This is a genomic window from Dysosmobacter sp., from assembly GCF_052306735.1.
In the GTDB taxonomy this organism is placed as follows: Bacteria; Bacillota; Clostridia; order Oscillospirales; family Oscillospiraceae; genus Oscillibacter.
This window is the reverse complement of record NZ_DAWBAJ010000044.1, coordinates 1-16,836: the sequence shown is the minus strand read 5'-3', so window position 1 is coordinate 16,836 and position 16,836 is coordinate 1. Positions and strand designations below refer to the sequence as shown.

Sequence of the window (16,836 nt, the reverse complement as noted above, 5' to 3'; positions counted from 1 at the left end):
ACCGGGACGGCCTGGGCTGCGCCAAGCTGGTGGTGTTCTGCAACGCCGTGGAGGATAACCCCTTCATGGCCGGCGCCTTCCACGGCGTGGGCGAGGCGGAGAAGGTCATCAATGTGGGCGTCTCCGGCCCCGGCGTGGTGTGCAGCGCGTTGAAGGCCGTCCGGGGCGCCTCCTTCGACACCGTGGCGGAGACGGTGAAAAAGACCGCCTTCCGGGTGACCCGCATGGGGCAGCTGGTGGCCCAGGAGGCCAGCCGCCGCCTGGATACGCCCTTCGGCATCGTGGATCTCTCCCTGGCGCCCACCCCGGCCATCGGGGACAGCGTGGCCCGGATTTTGGAGGAGATGGGCCTGGAGGTCTGCGGCACCCACGGCACCACTGCGGCTCTGGCTCTTTTGAACGACGCGGTGAAAAAGGGCGGCGTTATGGCGTCCTCCTCCGTGGGCGGCCTCTCCGGCGCCTTTATCCCCGTCAGTGAGGACGAGGGCATGATCGCCGCCGCCCGCTGCGGCACGCTGTGCCTGGACAAGCTGGAGGCCATGACCTGTGTGTGCTCCGTGGGGTTGGACATGATCGCCGTCCCCGGGGACACTCCGGCGGAGACCATCTCCGCCATCATCGCCGACGAGGCCGCTATCGGCATGGTCAACAACAAGACCACCGCCGTGCGGCTGCTGCCCGCCCCCGGCAAGGCCGTGGGGGATACCATTGAGATGGGCGGACTTCTGGGTTCTGCCCCGGTGATGCCGGTGCATTCGGAGTCCAGTGCAGACTTCATCGCCCGGGGCGGCCGGATCCCGGCGCCTCTCCACAGCCTGAAAAACTAAAGCGTGAGCCTCCCCGGACGGATGTTCCGGGGAGGATTTTTTGCGCTTTTTTCCAAAAACGTGGCAAAACCGTCGCTGATGGGGTACACTGTGAAAAGAGTACGAGCGGGATCGCACCGGAAAGGAAGCTGCGTATGGAGTATCTCTTTGAAAACGGCACCATCCTCACCATGGAGGAGCGGATGCCTGCTGCCCAGGCCCTGCTGGTGCGGGACGGGCGCATCGCCGCCGTGGGGGCCCGGGAGGCGGTAGCGGCTCAGGCGTCGGGAGACGCGGAGCGGGTGGATCTGGCGGGTCGGACAGTCATGCCCGCCTTTCTGGATCCCCACAGCCATTTTTTCGCCGTGGCCAACGGATTTTTGCAGGTATCCCTGGAGGGGTGCGCCAGCTGGGCGGACATTGCGGAGCGCATTCAATCCTATATCCGGGATAATCACGTACCCGCAGGGGAGTGGGTCCGGGCCCAGGGCTACGACCATAACGCCCTGGCGGAGGGGCGCCATCCGGACCGGCAGGTGCTGGACGCGGCGGCGCCGGAGCATCCCGTCATCCTCCAGCACCAGTCGGGGCACATGGGGGTGTTCAACACCCTGGCGCTGGAGCGGCTGGGGGTGACGGAGGAGACCCCCTGTCCCGAGGGGGGCGCCATGGGCCGGGAGGGCGGCGCGCTTACCGGCTATATGGAGGAAAACGCTTTTTTGCTCTGGCAAAGAAAAGTCCCCATGCCGGATATGGCGGCCCTTACCGCCGCCTGTGAGAAGGCCCAGGCCCTCTATGGCTCCTGTGGCATCACCACGGTGCAGGAGGGGATGCTGCCCGAGCAGCTCGTCCCCATTTATCAGGCTCTTTGTGCAGGCGACAAGCTGTATCTGGATGTGGTGGGTTACGCGGACCACGGCGGGATGCAGGCAGCGGAGCGCCTGCTGCCGGAGTGCCTGCGGGGCTATTTCCATCACTTCCGGGTAGCGGGGTACAAGATCTTCCTGGACGGCTCGCCACAGGGACGCACCGCCTGGCTGCGTACACCTTACGCCGGGGAAAAAGATTACCGGGGCTACGGTACCATGACGGATGAACAGGTGCTCTCGGCCATCCGCACCGCGGTGTCGCAGGGCCGGCAGCTGCTCTCGCACTGCAACGGGGACGCCGCCGCGGAGCAGTATCTGCGGGCGATTGCTCAGGTGGAGAAGGAGGGACTGGACGCGGCTGCCATCCGCCCGGTGATGATCCACGCCCAGCTGCTGGGGTTGGATCAGCTGCCGGAGCTCAAGCGCCTGGGCGTGCTGCCCAGCTTTTTCGTGGCCCATGTGTACCACTGGGGAGATGTGCATGTGAAGAACCTGGGGCCGGAGCGGGCGGCGCACATCTCTCCTGCCGGATCGGCCGCCCGGCTGGGGATCCCCTTTACCTTCCACCAGGACGCCCCGGTGATCCGCCCGGACATGCTGGAGACGGTGTGGTGCGCGGTGGAGCGGCGGATGAAAGACGGCAGCGTGCTGGGGCCGGAAGAGCGGGTGGACGTTTGGACTGCCCTGAAAGCGGTAACCGCCAACGCCGCCTACCAGTATTTCGAGGAGGATCAAAAGGGCACCCTGGCCCCCGGCAAGCGGGCGGATCTGGTGGTTCTGGACCGGGATCCCACCAGGACAGTGGGGGAGTCGCTGGGGACCATCCGGGTGCTGGAGACCTGGAAGGACGGTGTGCGGGTATTTGAACGTTGAAACTGAATAACAGAGATTTGAACCGGGAGCTGCGAAAAACGCGGCTCCCGGTTTTTCCATGAAGGAGGATCCCACAGTTCCTTTTTACGACGGCTTTTCCGCACCGGACGGCCTATAATCAAATCCGTCGGCTGCGGAAGCGGAAGAGGAAGGGGGAAGCGGCGTGACGGTGGTCTATCTGGACAGCGTATTCACCCTCAACGCGGTGATGGATTATCTGCTGCTGGTGTGTACGGCCCGCCTGGCCGGGCGGCCCCTGCGGCGGGGACGGTATCTCCTTGCGTCGTTGCTGGGCGGCGTTTACGCATCGGCCGTGTTTCTCCCGGGGCTTTCCTTCCTGGCCCGGACGCCGGTGAAGGTCGCGGCAGGGGTGCTGCTGGCCCTGGCGGCTTTCGGCGGGGAGGAGAAGCTGGCGCGGCTGATACTGCTGTTTTTTGCCCTCTCCTGTGCCATGGCCGGGTGCGTACTGGGGCTGGGGCTTCTCTCCGGAGGCGTGCCCATGGCAGGAGGCATCTTCTATACGGATGTGGATGCCCGGGTGCTGCTCATCGCGGCAGCGGCTGCCTATTCCGTCATGACGGTGGTGTTCCGGGCAGCGGCCAAGCGGGGCGTGGAAGGACGCCTCCTGAAGGTGCGGGTGTGTCTGGAGGGGCAGGTGGTGACCATGACGGCCCTCCACGACACGGGGAACGCGCTGCGGCATCCCGTCTCCGGGGCACCGGTGCTGGTGACAGCCAGAGGTGCTTTGGATGGTGCTCTGCCGCCCCGGGTGCGGCAGATTTTGACACCGGAGCTGCTGCGCTACCCGGCGGATCTCCTGGAGCCTCTGCGCTCAGCGGCGCCGGGGTGGCAGTTCTCCCTGGTACCCTACCGGACGGTGGGACTGCCGGAGGGCCTTTTGCTGACGGTGCGCAGCGATTGGACAGAGGTGGAGGGGACGCGTTACCGGGGATTGCCGGTTGGGATCTGCGCCGGAGGCGTGGGAGAGGATTGTGCCGCTTTGTGGGGCGGCAGCGTAAATCGGGGAGGGAGACATGAAGGACATCTGGATCAGGCTTTTGCGTCTGCTGGAACAGTGGGGACTGCTGCCCCAGGGCCATGTACACTACATCGGCGGCAGCGACACCCTGCCGCCGCCGCTGACCAAGGAGCGGGAGGCGGAGCTCCTTGCCCGTCTGGGAGAGGAGGAGGCTCGGCAGGAGCTCATCGAACATAATCTGCGGCTGGTGGTGTACATCGCACGGCGGTTTGAAAATACCGGCGTGGGCATTGAGGATCTCATCTCCATCGGTACCATCGGACTCATCAAGGCCGTGGGCACCTACCGCACAGACAAGAACATCAAGCTGGCCACTTACGCCTCCCGGTGCATCGAAAATGAGATCCTCATGTACCTGCGCAAGAATGCCAACCGGAAAGGGGAGGTGTCTTTTGACGAGCCCCTCAACACCGACTGGGACGGCAACGAGCTGCTGCTCTCCGACGTGCTGGGAACCGACGCCGACGTGGTGATGCGCCCCATCGAGGAGGACGTGGACCGCTCGCTGCTGGCGGCGGCCATGGAGGCCCTCTCGCCCCGGGAGCGGGAGATCATCACATTGCGCTTTGGCCTGGGGGGCAGCCGGGAGCAGACGCAAAAGGAGGTAGCGGACAGACTGGGCATCTCCCAGAGCTATATCTCCCGGCTGGAAAAGCGCATTATCCAGCGATTGAAAAAGGAGATTTTGCGGTTAAGCTGACTCTTGACAATCCAAAATGGGAAGACTATACTGAAACGGTATATTGGAACTGCAACGATGGGAAGCAGTACCCGGCAGGCAGATGCCAAGAGAGGGCGCGGTTGGTGGAAGCGCCTGTGAGGCCGCCGGAGAAGTCGTCCCGGAGCACCGGAGCTGAAAGGTGAGTAAGCACCGGCGGCATCCCGCCGTTATCGGGGAGGGGCGTGGAAGCGCCCGCTGAGTGCGTGCTTTGGCACGAATCCAGGTGGTACCGCGGACTGTCGTTCGCCCTGGGCCGAAAGGCCCGGGGCGTTTTTGTTTTTCCGGCGGAGATGCCTTTGGGGATTTGCCCCGGTTCCAAAATCGTCCAATAAGAACCCCAGGTTCTGAAGATAGGAGAATCAACCATGAAAAAAGAACTGCCCAAGGTATATGAGCCCCAGCAGGTGGAGGACCGCATCTACAAGATGTGGGAGGATGCCGACTGCTTTAACGGGGATCCCGATCCCAAGAAAAAGCCCTTCTCCATTGTGATGCCGCCCCCCAATGTCACGGGCCAGCTCCACATGGGCCATGCTCTGGACTGCACCCTCCAGGATATCCTTACCCGTTTCAAGCGAATGCAGGGCTATTCCACCCTCTGGCTCCCCGGCACCGATCACGCCGGCATCGCCACCCAGATCAAGGTGGAGGAGGAGCTGCGCACCAAGGAGGGCCTGACCCGCTACGACCTGGGCCGGGAGAAGTTCCTCCAGCGGGTGTGGAAGTGGAAGGAGGAGTACGGCGGCCGCATCGTGGCCCAGCAGAAGAAAATGGGCGTCTCCTGCGACTGGTCCCGGGCCCGCTTCACCATGGACGAGGGACTGTCCAAGGCCGTCCGGGAGACCTTCTGCGAGCTCTATGACAAGGGCCTCATCTACAAGGGCAGCCGCGTCATCAACTGGTGCCCCCACTGCGTCACCGCCCTCTCTGACGCGGAGGTGGAGTATCAGGACAAGCCCGGCCACCTGTGGTATATCCGCTATCCCCTCTCCGACGGATCCGGCGATCTGGTGATCGCCACCACCCGGCCTGAGACCATGATGGGCGATACCGGTGTTGCCGTGAACCCTGAGGACGAGCGGTTCAAGCACCTCATCGGCAAGACCTGCATCCTGCCCATTATGAACCGGGAGATCCCCATTGTGGGCGACGAGTACTGCGAGATCGGCTTCGGTACCGGCGCTGTGAAGATGACCCCCGCCCACGACCCCAACGACTTTGAGGTGGGTCTGCGCCACAACCTGGAGATCATCCGCTGCATCGGCGACGACGGCAAGATCAACGAAAACGGCGGCCCCTATGTGGGCATGGACCGCTACGAGTGCCGCAAGCAGATCGTCAAGGATCTGGAAGAGCAGGGGTATCTCGTCAAGACCGAGCCCTACAACCACAACGTGGGCACCTGCTACCGCTGCCACAACGACGTGGAGCCGGTGATCTCCGCCCAGTGGTTCGTGAAGATGGAGCCTCTGGCCAAGGAGGCTCTGCGCGTTGTGAAGGAGGGCGAAGTGAAGTTCGTCCCCGAGCGCTTCTCCAAGACCTATATCAACTGGATGGAGAACGTCCATGACTGGTGCATCTCCCGTCAGCTGTGGTGGGGCCATCAGATCCCTGCCTGGTACTGCGACGAGTGCGGCCATATCAATGTCTCCCGGGAGGATCCCACCAAGTGCGAAAAGTGCGGCTCCACCCATCTGACCCGGGATCCCGACGTGCTGGACACCTGGTTCTCCAGCGCCCTGTGGCCCTTCTCCACCCTGGGCTGGCCCGACAAGACCGAGGATCTGGACTTCTACTATCCCACTTCCGTCATGGTCACCGGCTACGACATCATCTTCTTCTGGGTGGCCCGGATGATCTTCTCCGGCTGCGAGCAGATGAAGAAGATTCCCTTCCACACCGTGCTGATCCACGGCTTGGTTCGGGACGATAAGGGACGCAAGATGTCCAAGTCCCTGGGCAACGGCATCGATCCGCTGGAAATGGCGGAGAAGTACGGTGCCGACGCCCTGCGCTTCAACCTCATCACCGGCAACTCTCCCGGAAACGATACCCGGTTCTATACGGAAAAGTGCGAAGCCATGCGCAACTTCGCCAACAAGGTCTGGAACGCCAGCCGCTTCGTGATGATGAACCTCACCATCGATTCCTGCGCCCTGCCTGCTGCAGATCAGCTGGCCGCGGAGGATAAGTGGGTGCTCTCCAAGCTCAACACCCTGGTGAAGGAAGTTACCGAGAATCTGGACAGCTATGAGATCGGCGTGGCCTCCGCCAAGGTCTACGACTTCCTGTGGGACACCTACTGCGACTGGTATATCGAGCTCACCAAGACCCGCCTCAACGGTACCGATCAGGAGGCCAAGCTGACGGCTCAGAACGTCCTGTGCTATGTGCTTACGGAGCTTTTGAAGCTGCTGCATCCCTTCATGCCCTTTATCACCGAGGAGATCTTCCAGGCCCTGCCCCGTATCAAGGGGGAGGAGAGCGCTTACCTGATGACCTCCCGGTGGCCGGAGTATCAGGAGTCCCTCAGCTTCCCGGCGGAGGAAAATGCCATGGAGGCCGTCATGGACACCATCAAGGCCATCCGTGCCCGCCGCGCAGAGATGAACGTGCCTCCCTCCAAGAAGGCGGAGGTGCTCATCGTCACCGCTACCCCGGAGATCTACGCCCAGGGCCTGCACTTCCTGGAGCGCCTGGCCTACGCCAGCGCCGTCACCTTTGCCGACGCCGCCCCTGGGGACGTCAGCGGGATGGTCAGCGTGGTCACTGCCAACGCCACGGCCTATATGCCCCTGAGCGAGCTGGTGGACCTGGCGGCGGAGCGGGAGCGCATCGCCAAGGAGCTGGAGAAGGCCCGCAACGGCCTGCGGATCGTGGAGCAAAAGCTCTCCAACGAAAAATTTGTCTCCCGGGCGCCTGAGGCGGTGGTCAACGCCGAGAAGGAAAAGGCCGCCAAGTACCAGGAGCTCATCACCAAGCTGGAGGCATCCGCCAAGGCCATGCAGGCATAAATGCCGTATTGATTTGAAAACACCCCTGCGGAGCATGTCCCGCAGGGGTGTTTCCGATTATCCGGGTCAGCAGAGAAGGGCTTAGGAATAGAAAGGAACACTCTGTTTCTGCCGGGGCCGCAGACAGTGATAACCATCCACCTGTTTGAAAAGGAGGAGTACCATTGGAGATACGAACTGTGACGGATGCCCACTTGGCGGAAGCCATGGAGCTTTGTGGACGCGTCTTTTCAGAATTTGAAGCCCCGGATTATCCGCAGGAGGGGGTGGAGGCATTTTTCCGCTATATTGAAGATGCCAATCAGGTTCGTGCCATGACAGTTTTTGGTGCTTTTGATGCTGATACGCTGGTAGGGGTATTGGCATTGCAGGGTACGCACATTGCGTTGTTTTTCGTGGAGGGATCCTGTCACCACCGGGGGATTGGGCGTGCGCTCTTTCAGACGTTTGTGGCAGCTGCATCGCCCCGGCACTTGAGTGTCCATGCGGCACCTCATGCTGTGGGTTTTTACCGTCGCCTGGGCTTTGTGGCAGTGACCGGCGAACAGCATTCACCGGATGGGATTCGGTATGTTCCCATGGAATATGGATTCGGATTATAAAAGATCCCCGGCGGACAGATGCTCCGCCGGGGATCTTTTTCATGGAGATGGAAAGTGGGGAGAGACTCGGCTGCCTGTGCGCTCAGTAATTGATGCCGACGATGGCCAGTTGGCCCCCGGAAACGCTGAAGACAATGTTGGGCCTTCCTGTGGATGAGAGAATAAAGCCGGCCTTGCTGGGAGGCAAGTCCGATAGATCCGCCTGCGCAATTTCCGTCAGCAGATCATCGGTAAAGATGCGCTCACTGCCCAGTGCCATGAAATCTTCCTGGGAGCCCAGGAACTCCCCGCCCTCAGGAAGCCCTACATAAAGGGGATAGGCGGCCAGATCCGCCAGGCGCTGGAGGTCCTGATCCGCCAGGGCGGACTGGATATCCTCCCCAAAGGACTGGACCGCCGCCGCATCCACAGAGAAATTGTCCGCATATGGAGGTCCTTCTGCGTCACTGCTGCTCTGGGGCGCTTCCTCAGGCGTGGATGTGTCATCGGCCTCTTTCGGGAGAGGGGTTCCGACTGTCTCTTTCTCCTCCGGCGGAGTGTTCGGGTCGCCGGAGGGAGGATTGCTCTGGCCGCAGCCTGACAGCAGCAGGCACAGTGCCGCTGTCAGCAGCAGTAAATTTGCAATCTTGCGCATAAAACACGATCCTTTCCTGTAAGTCATGGGTTGCGATGTACCGTAAAACATCCAATAGACGCATGGCGTGCCCAAAAAGTTTGAAATGCCGGGTGCTGTCCGCAGATTCAGACAGAAATGGCCTCCGGAGGGATCCCTCCGGAGGCCATTTTCTCAGCGGATGAAGTTGGTGCGGGCGCCGCTCTCGGCCTGAGGCGGCAGAAAGCCCGCCTCCCGGCCCGCCTGGATGCACCGGAGCATCCAGGCCATGTTCCGTCCCAGGTTCCGCATGGTCTGAAGGCCCTCCTCGTCCAGTGCCACATCTCCGGGGACAGAGCCGTGGACTTCATTCCAGTAAGAGGAGGACACCACCGGCATCTGGGAGATGGTGAAGTACTTGTTCAGCACGTCTACAGAAGCTATGGTACCGGCCCGGCGGGCGGAGGCCACAGCGGCGGCGGGCTTGTGGGCGAAGGCATCCTTCCCGGCGTAGAAGGCCCGGTCCAGCACTGAGAGGATCCGGCCGGAGGGGTGGGCGTAATACACCGGGGTGCCGAAGATAAAGCCGTCCGCCTGGGCGGCTTTTTCAATGATGCGGTTGACGATGTCGTCATCGAAAACGCAGCGGCCCGGAGCCTTGGCGCAGGCACCGCAGGCAGTGCAGTCCCGAATGGGATCATTGCCCAGCCACAGGATCTCCGATTCCATATCCGCCTCCGCCAGCACCGCCGCGATTGCCTGCAAAGCCGCGTCTGTGCAGCCATGGGGGCGGGAACTTCCATTGAGCATCAGAACCTTCATGGAAACATCTCCTTTTTCGTTAGTCATTCCCATTATAAGCCGGATGATTCTGCCCGGGCAAGCCGAAGCCGGGGGAAGAAGACGGAAATTTTCCGGGAAACCCCGTTCCTTTCGACACAAAGCTGACGGGGGGACATGCTATCATCTCTGCAAGGCGGCCCTTGCGCATACTATGCCAACAGGCCGCAGACAGGCGCGGAAAAGCGCCCAGGTGTGCGGCAGAGCTGCAGGCACACAGGAATTCAGGAAAATCAAAGGAAAAGGGGCAATAAAATGGAGATCCTGGAAAAAACCTCGGATCGGAACCTCCTGCTGGAATGCAGGGGGGAACTGGATCATCACGCGGCGCGGGATGCCATGCGGCAGCTGGAACTGGCGCTGGACGCGGCGCTGCCGCGTAAGCTGGTGCTGGATCTGGGAGGCGTGACCTTTATGGACAGTTCCGGCATCGCCCTGATCCTGCGGGCCCAACAGCGGATGCAGATGCTGGACGGGAGCCTTCTGGTGTGCAACGTGCCCCGCCAGGCCCGCCGGGTGCTGGACGCCGCCGGTATCGGCCGGCTGGTAACCATTCGATAAAGGAGGGATACATAGATGAAGACCAAAGCAATCAATGAAGTGGCACTGGTATTTCCCAGCCGCAGCAGCAACGAGGGGTTTGCACGATCTGCCGTGGCGTGCTTCGCCGCCCAGATGGATCCCACCCTCAACGAGCTGGAGGATATCAAGACCGCCGTCAGCGAGGCGGTGACCAACGCCATTGTCCACGCCTATCCGGAGGCCCTGGGAACCGTGCAGGTAAAGGTCCGTGTCTGCGGAGAGAATGTGCTGGAGATCACCGTTCGGGATCACGGCCGGGGCATCCCGGACATCGAGCAGGCCCGCCAGCCCATGTTCACCACCGGAGGCGCGGAGCGCAGCGGCATGGGCTTTACCATTATGGAGAGCTTCATGGACGCGGTGACAGTGCGCTCTGTGCCGGGGCGGGGGACCACCGTGGTGATGAAGAAGAAGCTCTCCCGGCGCCGTCCGGCGGCAAAATGAGCGCGGGGCTGGAACTGCTGCGGGCGGCCCAGGAGGGAGACCGGGAGGCCTGCGAGCAGGCTGTGATCGCCAATAACGGTCTCATCTGGAGCGTAGTGAAGCGGTATTGCGGCCGAGGAGTGGATCCGGAGGATCTCTACCAGCTGGGATGCCTGGGTTTTTTGAAGGCGGTGCAGGGGTTCGACTTCGGCTACGGCACCTGCTTTTCCACCTATGCCGTGCCCAAGATCGCCGGGGAGATCCGGCGCTTTCTCCGGGACGACGGAGCGGTAAAGGTGGGACGAAGTATCCGGGAGCAGGCCCAGATGCTCTACGGTGTCCGGGAGCGGCTGCGCCACCAGCTGGGCCGGGAGCCGGTACTCTCAGAGTTGGCAGAGGCCACGGGACTGACAGCGGAGGAAATCGCCCAGGTGGATCTGGCCACGGATACCCCGGAGTCGCTGCAAAAGGAGACCTCCGACGGATTGACCCTGGAGGGCACCCTGGGTACCGAGGCACCGGAGGACAGTATGGTGGAGCGCATTGCCCTCCGGGAGGCCATCGACCAGCTGCCGGAGAAGGAGCGGATGACCATTTTGCTGCGTTATTTCAAGGGGCTCACACAGGAGCAGACGGCCCGGATCCTGGGAGTTTCCCAGGTGCAGATATCCCGGCTGGAGCGTCGGGGGCTGAAACGGCTGCGGGAGAGCTTTGAGGTGTGAAATACTCCGGCCCCTGAAACTCCGTCATGGTGCCCCAGTAGCGCTTGGGCATGTTGGTCATGCGGCAGCGGGGGTTCTCCCGTTCCCGGATAGCGACGGTATCATAAAACTGCTTCCACAGCCGCCGGTAGCCCGCCTCCGTCTCATCCGGCGGGGCCATCTGAAAGTCCTCCAGTGGCTCAATAGCGGAACGGCCTGCACTGTAAAGTAAAACTTCTTTATGGGTTCTGTCGTAGAGAAAGAAGCTCTCGTTGCGGTATCGAGCACAAAAATGGGACCGCAGCAGAGGCAGCACCCGGTTCTTGGGTGCGATCTCTCCTCCCAGAACACCCCCCAGCTGGGAAAAGCGGGTGAAGCCCTTGAGAAGATGGGCCTCACTCCCCAGGTGCCGCACGGCCTTGAGCACCGGGTAGAGGGTCTCATCCGAGAGGTCGTGGAGGAAGGCAGGGCCCTCCCGAAGGAGCTTTACCACGACTCGATAGAGGTGGAGTTCCTTTTCCGGCAGACAGGTGAGAAAGCCCCGGCGCAGCAGATCCGCTGCGCCGGGGTCGCATTTTACGATTTTGCGGAGCACCCGGGCAGCGTGCTGGCGATCCGTTGGGATGGATCGGACGGCAAAGAGGGAGGGCTGCATCTCATCCTCCGGGAAAATGCCGCAGGGGGTTTCCCGGTACAGGTAGCTGTCGAAGATGCAGCACAGGAATCCTTCAAAGGTGCCGTCGTAGCAGTAGACTGTTTCGCTCATGGGGTGCTCCTTTTTATACGGGGTCGAACAAAGACAGCTGCACCGCCTCCTGCTGTGGCAGCAGAGGCCGCTCGGCAGCGATGAGGCTGCGCAGGAGACTGTCGGGGGTAAAGCGCAGCCCCTCCGCCATCTTGCCGGAGGCAGTGAGAAAATACTGGGCCCGCTTCATCACCACTCCCAGGCGGCGCAGATCTTCCATGCGCAGGCGGTGGGTGCGGCGGGATACCAGGATGCGCTTGGCGGAGGTGACCCCCACGCCGGGGATGCGCAGCAGCGTTTCATAGTCGGCGGTGTTTACCTCCACCGGAAAGAAATCCAGGTGGCTCAGAGCCCAGGAACACTTGGGATCCACCTGGGGGTTGAAGTCCGGATTCTGCTCGTCCAGCAGTTCCTCCGCCCGGAAGCCGTAAAACCGCAGCAGCCAGTCTGCCTGGTAGAGCCGGTGCTCCCGCAGCAGGGGCGGCTTGGTGTCCTTGGAGGGAAGCAGCGCGTGCTCCACCACCGGCACATAGGCGGAATAGAACACACGTTTGAGCTTGTACCGGTCATAGAGTCCCTGGGTCAGACGCAGGATGTGAAAGTCGGTGTCGGCCGTGGCCCCCACGATCAGCTGGGTGCTCTGCCCGGCGGGGGCAAATTTGGGGGCGTGGCGGTATTTCACCAATTCCTCCCGGCTCTGCTGGCCCCGGGTGCAGATCTGGCCCATAGGGGCCAGGATGGCCTGTTTGGTCTTGTCCGGAGCCAGGGTTTTAAGCCCCGCTTCCGAGGGCAGCTCGATGTTGACGCTGAGCCGGTCTGCCAGAAAACCCAGCTGCTCCACCAGCTCCGGAGAGGTGCCCGGAATGGCCTTGGCGTGAATATAGCCGTTGAATCGGTAGGTTTCCCGCAGAAGACGCAGGGTGCGGATCATCAGCTCCGTGGTGTAGTCCGGGCTGCGGTATACGCCGGAGGAGAGGAAGAGCCCCTCGATATAGTTCCGGCGGTAGAACTGGATGGTGAGATCCGCAAGCTCCTCTGGGGTGAAGGCGGCCCGCTTGGTCTCGTTGCTGCGGCGGTTGACGCAGTATTTGCAGTCGTACACGCAGCGGTTGGTGAGCAGCACCTTCAATAGGGACACGCACCGTCCATCTGCGGAGAAGGTGTGGCAGCAGCCCGCCACGGAGGTGGAGGTGTTGCCGATATAGCCCTTTTTGGAGACCCGGTTCCCGCCGCTGGAGGTGCAGGCGGCGTCGTACTTGGCGGCGTCCGTCAGCACCGTCAGCTTCTCGTAGACGTCCATCTTACCGGAGGGCGGCATGGCGGCGGTGATGCTGAGTGGGGCGCTCAATGGCGTCGATGACCCGGAAGACCTGGGCTGTCAGGAACACCACGCCCACCAAAACGAAAAAGAATGTCCAACCAGTCATCGTCAATTCCTCCTTGTTCGAACTTTTGTTCTAGTGACAGTATAAATCGAACAATCGTTCTTGTCAAGAGGAAATCGAACAAATTTTCGATTATAAAAGCAGCCGCCCAAAGAGGGCGGCTGCTTCCATTTACGTTTCGAGATTTTCCGCATACTGGGGTTCCAGGGGGTAGATGGTGTAACTCTGGCTCTCCATGTCGTTCAGCATGCCTACCACGGGCTGTTCCGGCAAAGGCGCGTAGGGGAACAGGTTTCGCAGGGCCTGGGTCTGATAGCGGAGAATGGTGACGCCATAGCGCCAGTCGTCGGAAAAAGCGGTGGTATAAGCGCACCAGCCACGGCGTTCAGCGGTGCCGAAGGGATAGCTGAACAGAGCCGAATAGCTGTCATAGGTGTCTCCAAAATAAGTGATGTGGGAGTCCATTTCCAGAGACAGGTCCGCGGCATACCACGCTCCGTTTTTCCGCCAGAGGATCTGTCCCGTCACATCTTTCACGGCGGCGTGGGTGTCGGGTTCCATGCGGATCAGATTCTGCAGTACGGCTCTGAGGGTATTCACGGTGAAGAAGTGGTAGCAGCGGAAGGTGCGGAACCTGGTCTGGACCTGGATGTCCATGTAGCGGATGCCGTTGTCTGTGGAGTCGCCCCAGGCATCCAAGTCCACATAACATGCTTCCGCCCCGGAGAGCTTCGTGACCTCTTCATTCGGAAGCAGGTCCAGCAGGTCCTTCGGGAAGCCCAGGTCCTCCAGGTGCGTCCGAATGGAGGTGATCTCAGCGGATTCAGACGTTTGTTCGACTACATGGGATTCCATCGCCAGATGGTTGGATACCAGGCTCAGGACCACGGTCAATCCCACCAGGGACATGAGATATGCCGCGGCCAGCTTTCCGCCGCCCAGTTTCACCGGTGCTGCCCGGACGGCATAGCCCCAGTGGGAGAGCTGGGTCCCCGCCCGCAGCAAAGATTTGACGATGCGGTAGAAGGCATAGGCCATCACCAGCAGGGAGATCCACCCGGGATTGGGCCACAGGAGGGCAAATCCCATCAGTACCGCGTACCACACCAGGGCCCAGAGGGCCGGGGCGGCGGTTTTCCGGGGGCGGCCCACTTCCGCCGCGGCATTCCCAAGTCCCAGCCACAGGCTCAGGAACAGCGCCAGGGTGGGAACAGCCATCAAAAGCAGCAGCGGCGTGGGGATCTCCGGGATCCGCCCCCACAGCGGTGTGGCCTGCAGGGCAAAAGTGATATAAAGTGCTATCGCTTTACAACCACTGATGATCCATCCAATTCGGAACCAGAGGTTGTTCCTGCGCAGGCTGCGGAACCCCAGGTACAGCGCTATGGTCCCCACGGCGGGCAGCAGGTAGTCCAGATACCAAACATGCAGGGTGAAGCAGGTCAGGCACAGGCCCAGCACGATGTGTTCCATGGCGGTGCGGAAGGGCGTCACCGCCCGGACGGTCTCCTCGGGGGGCGGGAGCTCCGACAAGGAGGTGGCCAGGGCACAGTCAAACTCATCCCAGCGATCGGTCATAGCGCGTCACCTCCCAACTCCCGGCGCAGACGCTGGCGCAGGCGGTAGAGCCTGCCCTCGGCGGCGCGCTCCGTCATGCCCATCTCCGCGGCAATCTGGGCGATGGGCTGTAAATAGTAGTAGCGGCGGTAGAAGAGGCGCTGGTCCGTGGTGCTTAGAGCCGCGATGGCCTTTTGCAGCCGCTCCGTCCGCTCTTGACGGAGTACCGCCTCCTCCGGCGTGTCGTGGTGGGCGGGTTCTGTCTCCGGCTGCGCCAGATGCTGTTCCCGCCGGAGCCTGGCTTTCAGGTGGTTCAACGCGGTATTCCGGGCCACGGCGGTGAGCCAGGCGGTAAGACTGCCCCTGGCGGGATCGTAGTCCTCCAGCCGCCGCCATACCAGCTCCGTCACCTCGGAATAGCAATCCTCGGCATCCTGTCTGTCCCGGAGGACGCTCCCCACCACATAGTGCAGAAGGGGGCCGTACTGGCGCAGCAGTGCCTCGGTGCCTGCCGCAGGATCCTGCCGCAGCAGCTCCAGCAGCGCTCCAGCGTCCATGGCCATCCCTCCTTGTTGTGTGTTCATCCTATTATACAACGCCCGGGCCGAAAACCCACGAAAAAAACAGGCGGCATAGAACAGGCCCTGTCCGCATAGAGTTCCAGTGAAAAACTGCGGGGAGGGAAATGCCATGACATCGCGCCAGGCGGGACGCCGGATGAGCACCATTGCATCGGAACGGGGAAAGCGGCAGCGGACGAAGGAGTGCCGGAAACGGGCCGCGGCGGGACGGAGCCAGACGGTGCCCGGTAACCGGGCCGGGCTGAAGGATGAGCCGCTTTCCGCCCGGGAAAAGCGGCAGCTGGGCCAGCTGGTGGTCTGCTGCGTCATCTTTGTGGCGCTGGTGGCCGCGAAGCTGCTGCTGCCGGGAAAGATGGCGGCAGTGAACGAGGCACTCTCCGGGGCGCTGGAGAAAAACCTGGACGTGCGGGAGGTGTTCTCCGCCGTAGGCCAGGCAGTCAGCGGCGAGGACGGCGGCTGGGAGAACGTGTACCAGGCAGTGTTCGGCCCCTCCCAGGAGGAGAGCCCTGCCCTGGAGACTTCCGCTGCCGCGGATCTGGAAACGGCAGAAGAGCCCTCCCAGGGGCTGGAAGCCCTGCAGACCAGCGGCGGTGAAGTGGGCTGGGAGCTGCCGGATGACTGGGCTTTCCCGGAACCGGATTCGCCTGACGGGACACTCGCCGCCCAGACAGGACAGACGGAAGCCGGAGCATCGACAGAGGCTGACGGGGATGTGGAGACGCTGGCCTATGTGCTCTACTCCGACCAGAACCTGCCGGAGGATGTCAGCATGGAGCAGGCCATCCTGGGCTTTGACTACTGCACCCCGGTGATGGGCGTGGTCTCTTCCTCCTTCGGGTACCGGGAGCACCCTGTAGAGGGGGAGGAGCGCTTTCACTACGGACTGGACATCGCGGCGGACACCGGAACGGACATCGACTGCTTTGCCGACGGCACCGTCACGGCAGTGGGGGAGAGCAGCAGCTACGGCAAATATCTGATGGTGGATCACGGCGGCGGTTTTACCACCTTGTATGCCCATTGCAGCAAGATCCTGGTCTCCTCCGGCACAGCGGTGCGGGAGGGTCAGGCCATTGCCCAGGTAGGAGAGACAGGGGTGGCCACAGGGCCGCACCTGCACTTCGAGATCCATCGGGACGGCGTGTACCTGAACCCCATTTACTATGTATCTCTGGGATAGAGGCGGTGTTCGGATCAGCGGCGGCTTCTTCCTGCTGACGGCCTGGTTCGCCCTGGTGAACGGGGCGGAGCTCTTGGCGGTGGTGGGAGTGGGCTGTGCAGTCCATGAGCTGGGCCACTATCTGGCCTTGCGGTGCCTGGGGGTGCGGGTGACGGGACTGCGTCTTTGCATCCTGGGGGCGGAGATGACGGCGGACCGCTCCGGCCTCTCCTACGGCGGGGAGCTGGCGGCGGTGCTGGCGGGCCCGGGGGCCAATCTTTTGACAGCCCTGGTTCTGGCGGCGGCGGGGGAGGCCTTTTGGGCGGCAGCGGGAGGGAATCTGGTGC

The 16,836-nt window shown here is 62.2% G+C and carries 17 protein-coding genes, 1 pseudogene and 1 other annotated feature; of the genes and pseudogenes, 11 read left to right on the top strand and 7 right to left on the bottom strand.

Features of this window, described 5'->3' with window-relative positions; genetic code table 11:
• From ACT67G_RS10005 to ACT67G_RS09980, 6 genes and pseudogenes are all read left to right on the top strand, one after another.
• The coding region (locus tag ACT67G_RS10005; protein ID WP_443664134.1) for a DUF711 family protein at nucleotides 1-827 on the top strand (827 nt) is incomplete at its 5' end.
• 134 nt (nucleotides 828-961) lie between these two features.
• Complete coding sequence (locus ACT67G_RS10000; RefSeq protein WP_443664133.1) at nucleotides 962-2,548, top strand: amidohydrolase; 1,587 nt, start codon at nucleotides 962-964, stop codon at nucleotides 2,546-2,548.
• A gap of 163 nt (nucleotides 2,549-2,711) precedes the next feature.
• Nucleotides 2,712-3,503 (top strand): annotated as a pseudogene (locus ACT67G_RS09995) (sigma-E processing peptidase SpoIIGA); the annotation flags it as partial.
• A 79-nt stretch (nucleotides 3,504-3,582) separates the two neighbouring features.
• Nucleotides 3,583-4,287, top strand: a complete 705-nt coding sequence (sigE, locus tag ACT67G_RS09990) for an RNA polymerase sporulation sigma factor SigE (protein ID WP_325246179.1) — start codon at nucleotides 3,583-3,585, stop codon at nucleotides 4,285-4,287.
• Between the two features lie 45 nt (nucleotides 4,288-4,332).
• Nucleotides 4,333-4,562, top strand: a binding site (T-box leader).
• A gap of 111 nt (nucleotides 4,563-4,673) precedes the next feature.
• Nucleotides 4,674-7,322 carry a valine--tRNA ligase gene (locus tag ACT67G_RS09985; RefSeq protein WP_443664132.1) on the top strand — a complete coding sequence of 883 codons (2,649 nt, stop codon included), beginning with the start codon at nucleotides 4,674-4,676 and terminating at the stop codon, nucleotides 7,320-7,322.
• Nucleotides 7,323-7,486: 164 nt separating this feature from the next.
• The gene (locus tag ACT67G_RS09980; RefSeq protein ID WP_443664131.1) at nucleotides 7,487-7,924 is read left to right on the top strand and encodes a GNAT family N-acetyltransferase; all 438 of its coding nucleotides are present in this window, start codon (nucleotides 7,487-7,489) and stop codon (nucleotides 7,922-7,924) included.
• A gap of 82 nt (nucleotides 7,925-8,006) precedes the next feature.
• On the opposite strand, the gene ACT67G_RS09975 is transcribed toward ACT67G_RS09980, so the two are convergent.
• Entirely contained in the window at nucleotides 8,007-8,558 is a 552-nt protein-coding gene (locus ACT67G_RS09975) for a hypothetical protein (RefSeq protein ID WP_443664130.1), read from the bottom strand.
• Between the two features lie 153 nt (nucleotides 8,559-8,711).
• Nucleotides 8,712-9,338 (bottom strand): flavodoxin family protein, encoded by a 627-nt coding sequence (locus ACT67G_RS09970; RefSeq protein ID WP_325246687.1) that lies wholly within the window; start codon nucleotides 9,336-9,338, stop codon nucleotides 8,712-8,714.
• A gap of 273 nt (nucleotides 9,339-9,611) precedes the next feature.
• On the opposite strand from ACT67G_RS09970, the gene ACT67G_RS09965 reads away from it, so the two are divergent.
• The 3 genes from ACT67G_RS09965 to ACT67G_RS09955 are packed head-to-tail and all read left to right on the top strand — an operon-like array spanning nucleotide 9,612 to nucleotide 11,083.
• Nucleotides 9,612-9,917: an STAS domain-containing protein gene (locus tag ACT67G_RS09965; RefSeq protein WP_325246689.1), complete on the top strand. Its 306-nt coding sequence runs from the start codon at nucleotides 9,612-9,614 to the stop codon at nucleotides 9,915-9,917.
• A gap of 15 nt (nucleotides 9,918-9,932) precedes the next feature.
• The gene (gene spoIIAB, locus ACT67G_RS09960; protein ID WP_325246691.1) at nucleotides 9,933-10,382 is read left to right on the top strand and encodes an anti-sigma F factor; all 450 of its coding nucleotides are present in this window, start codon (nucleotides 9,933-9,935) and stop codon (nucleotides 10,380-10,382) included.
• On the top strand, nucleotides 10,379-11,083 hold the full coding sequence (locus ACT67G_RS09955; protein ID WP_325246693.1) for a sigma-70 family RNA polymerase sigma factor: 705 nt from the start codon (nucleotides 10,379-10,381) through the stop codon (nucleotides 11,081-11,083). The genes spoIIAB and ACT67G_RS09955 overlap by 4 nt, the downstream gene beginning before the upstream one ends.
• On the opposite strand, the gene ACT67G_RS09950 is transcribed toward ACT67G_RS09955, so the two are convergent.
• From ACT67G_RS09950 to ACT67G_RS09930, 5 genes are all read right to left on the bottom strand, one after another.
• Nucleotides 10,980-11,828 carry a TIGR03915 family putative DNA repair protein gene (locus tag ACT67G_RS09950; protein WP_443664129.1) on the bottom strand — a complete coding sequence of 283 codons (849 nt, stop codon included), beginning with the start codon at nucleotides 11,826-11,828 and terminating at the stop codon, nucleotides 10,980-10,982. The genes ACT67G_RS09955 and ACT67G_RS09950 overlap by 104 nt on opposite strands.
• Nucleotides 11,829-11,841: 13 nt before the next feature.
• Nucleotides 11,842-13,107: a putative DNA modification/repair radical SAM protein gene (locus tag ACT67G_RS09945; RefSeq protein ID WP_443664135.1), complete on the bottom strand. Its 1,266-nt coding sequence runs from the start codon at nucleotides 13,105-13,107 to the stop codon at nucleotides 11,842-11,844.
• A 1-nt stretch (nucleotide 13,108) separates the two neighbouring features.
• Nucleotides 13,109-13,234: a hypothetical protein gene (locus ACT67G_RS09940; protein WP_443664128.1), complete on the bottom strand. Its 126-nt coding sequence runs from the start codon at nucleotides 13,232-13,234 to the stop codon at nucleotides 13,109-13,111.
• Nucleotides 13,235-13,363: 129 nt separating this feature from the next.
• A complete protein-coding gene (locus tag ACT67G_RS09935) occupies nucleotides 13,364-14,770 on the bottom strand; it encodes a hypothetical protein (protein ID WP_443664127.1) in 1,407 nt (468 codons plus the stop codon).
• Nucleotides 14,767-15,306 (bottom strand): RNA polymerase sigma factor, encoded by a 540-nt coding sequence (locus tag ACT67G_RS09930; RefSeq protein ID WP_443664126.1) that lies wholly within the window; start codon nucleotides 15,304-15,306, stop codon nucleotides 14,767-14,769. Before ACT67G_RS09930 ends, ACT67G_RS09935 begins: the two co-directional genes overlap by 4 nt.
• Before the next feature lie 133 nt (nucleotides 15,307-15,439).
• Between ACT67G_RS09930 and ACT67G_RS09925 the strand changes: the two genes are divergently transcribed.
• Both ACT67G_RS09925 and ACT67G_RS09920 read left to right on the top strand, forming a co-directional pair.
• The gene (locus tag ACT67G_RS09925) at nucleotides 15,440-16,510 is read left to right on the top strand and encodes a M23 family metallopeptidase (protein ID WP_443664125.1); all 1,071 of its coding nucleotides are present in this window, start codon (nucleotides 15,440-15,442) and stop codon (nucleotides 16,508-16,510) included.
• On the top strand, nucleotides 16,494-16,836 hold a 343-nt coding region (locus ACT67G_RS09920; protein ID WP_443664124.1), incomplete at its 3' end, for a site-2 protease family protein. The genes ACT67G_RS09925 and ACT67G_RS09920, both read left to right, overlap by 17 nt.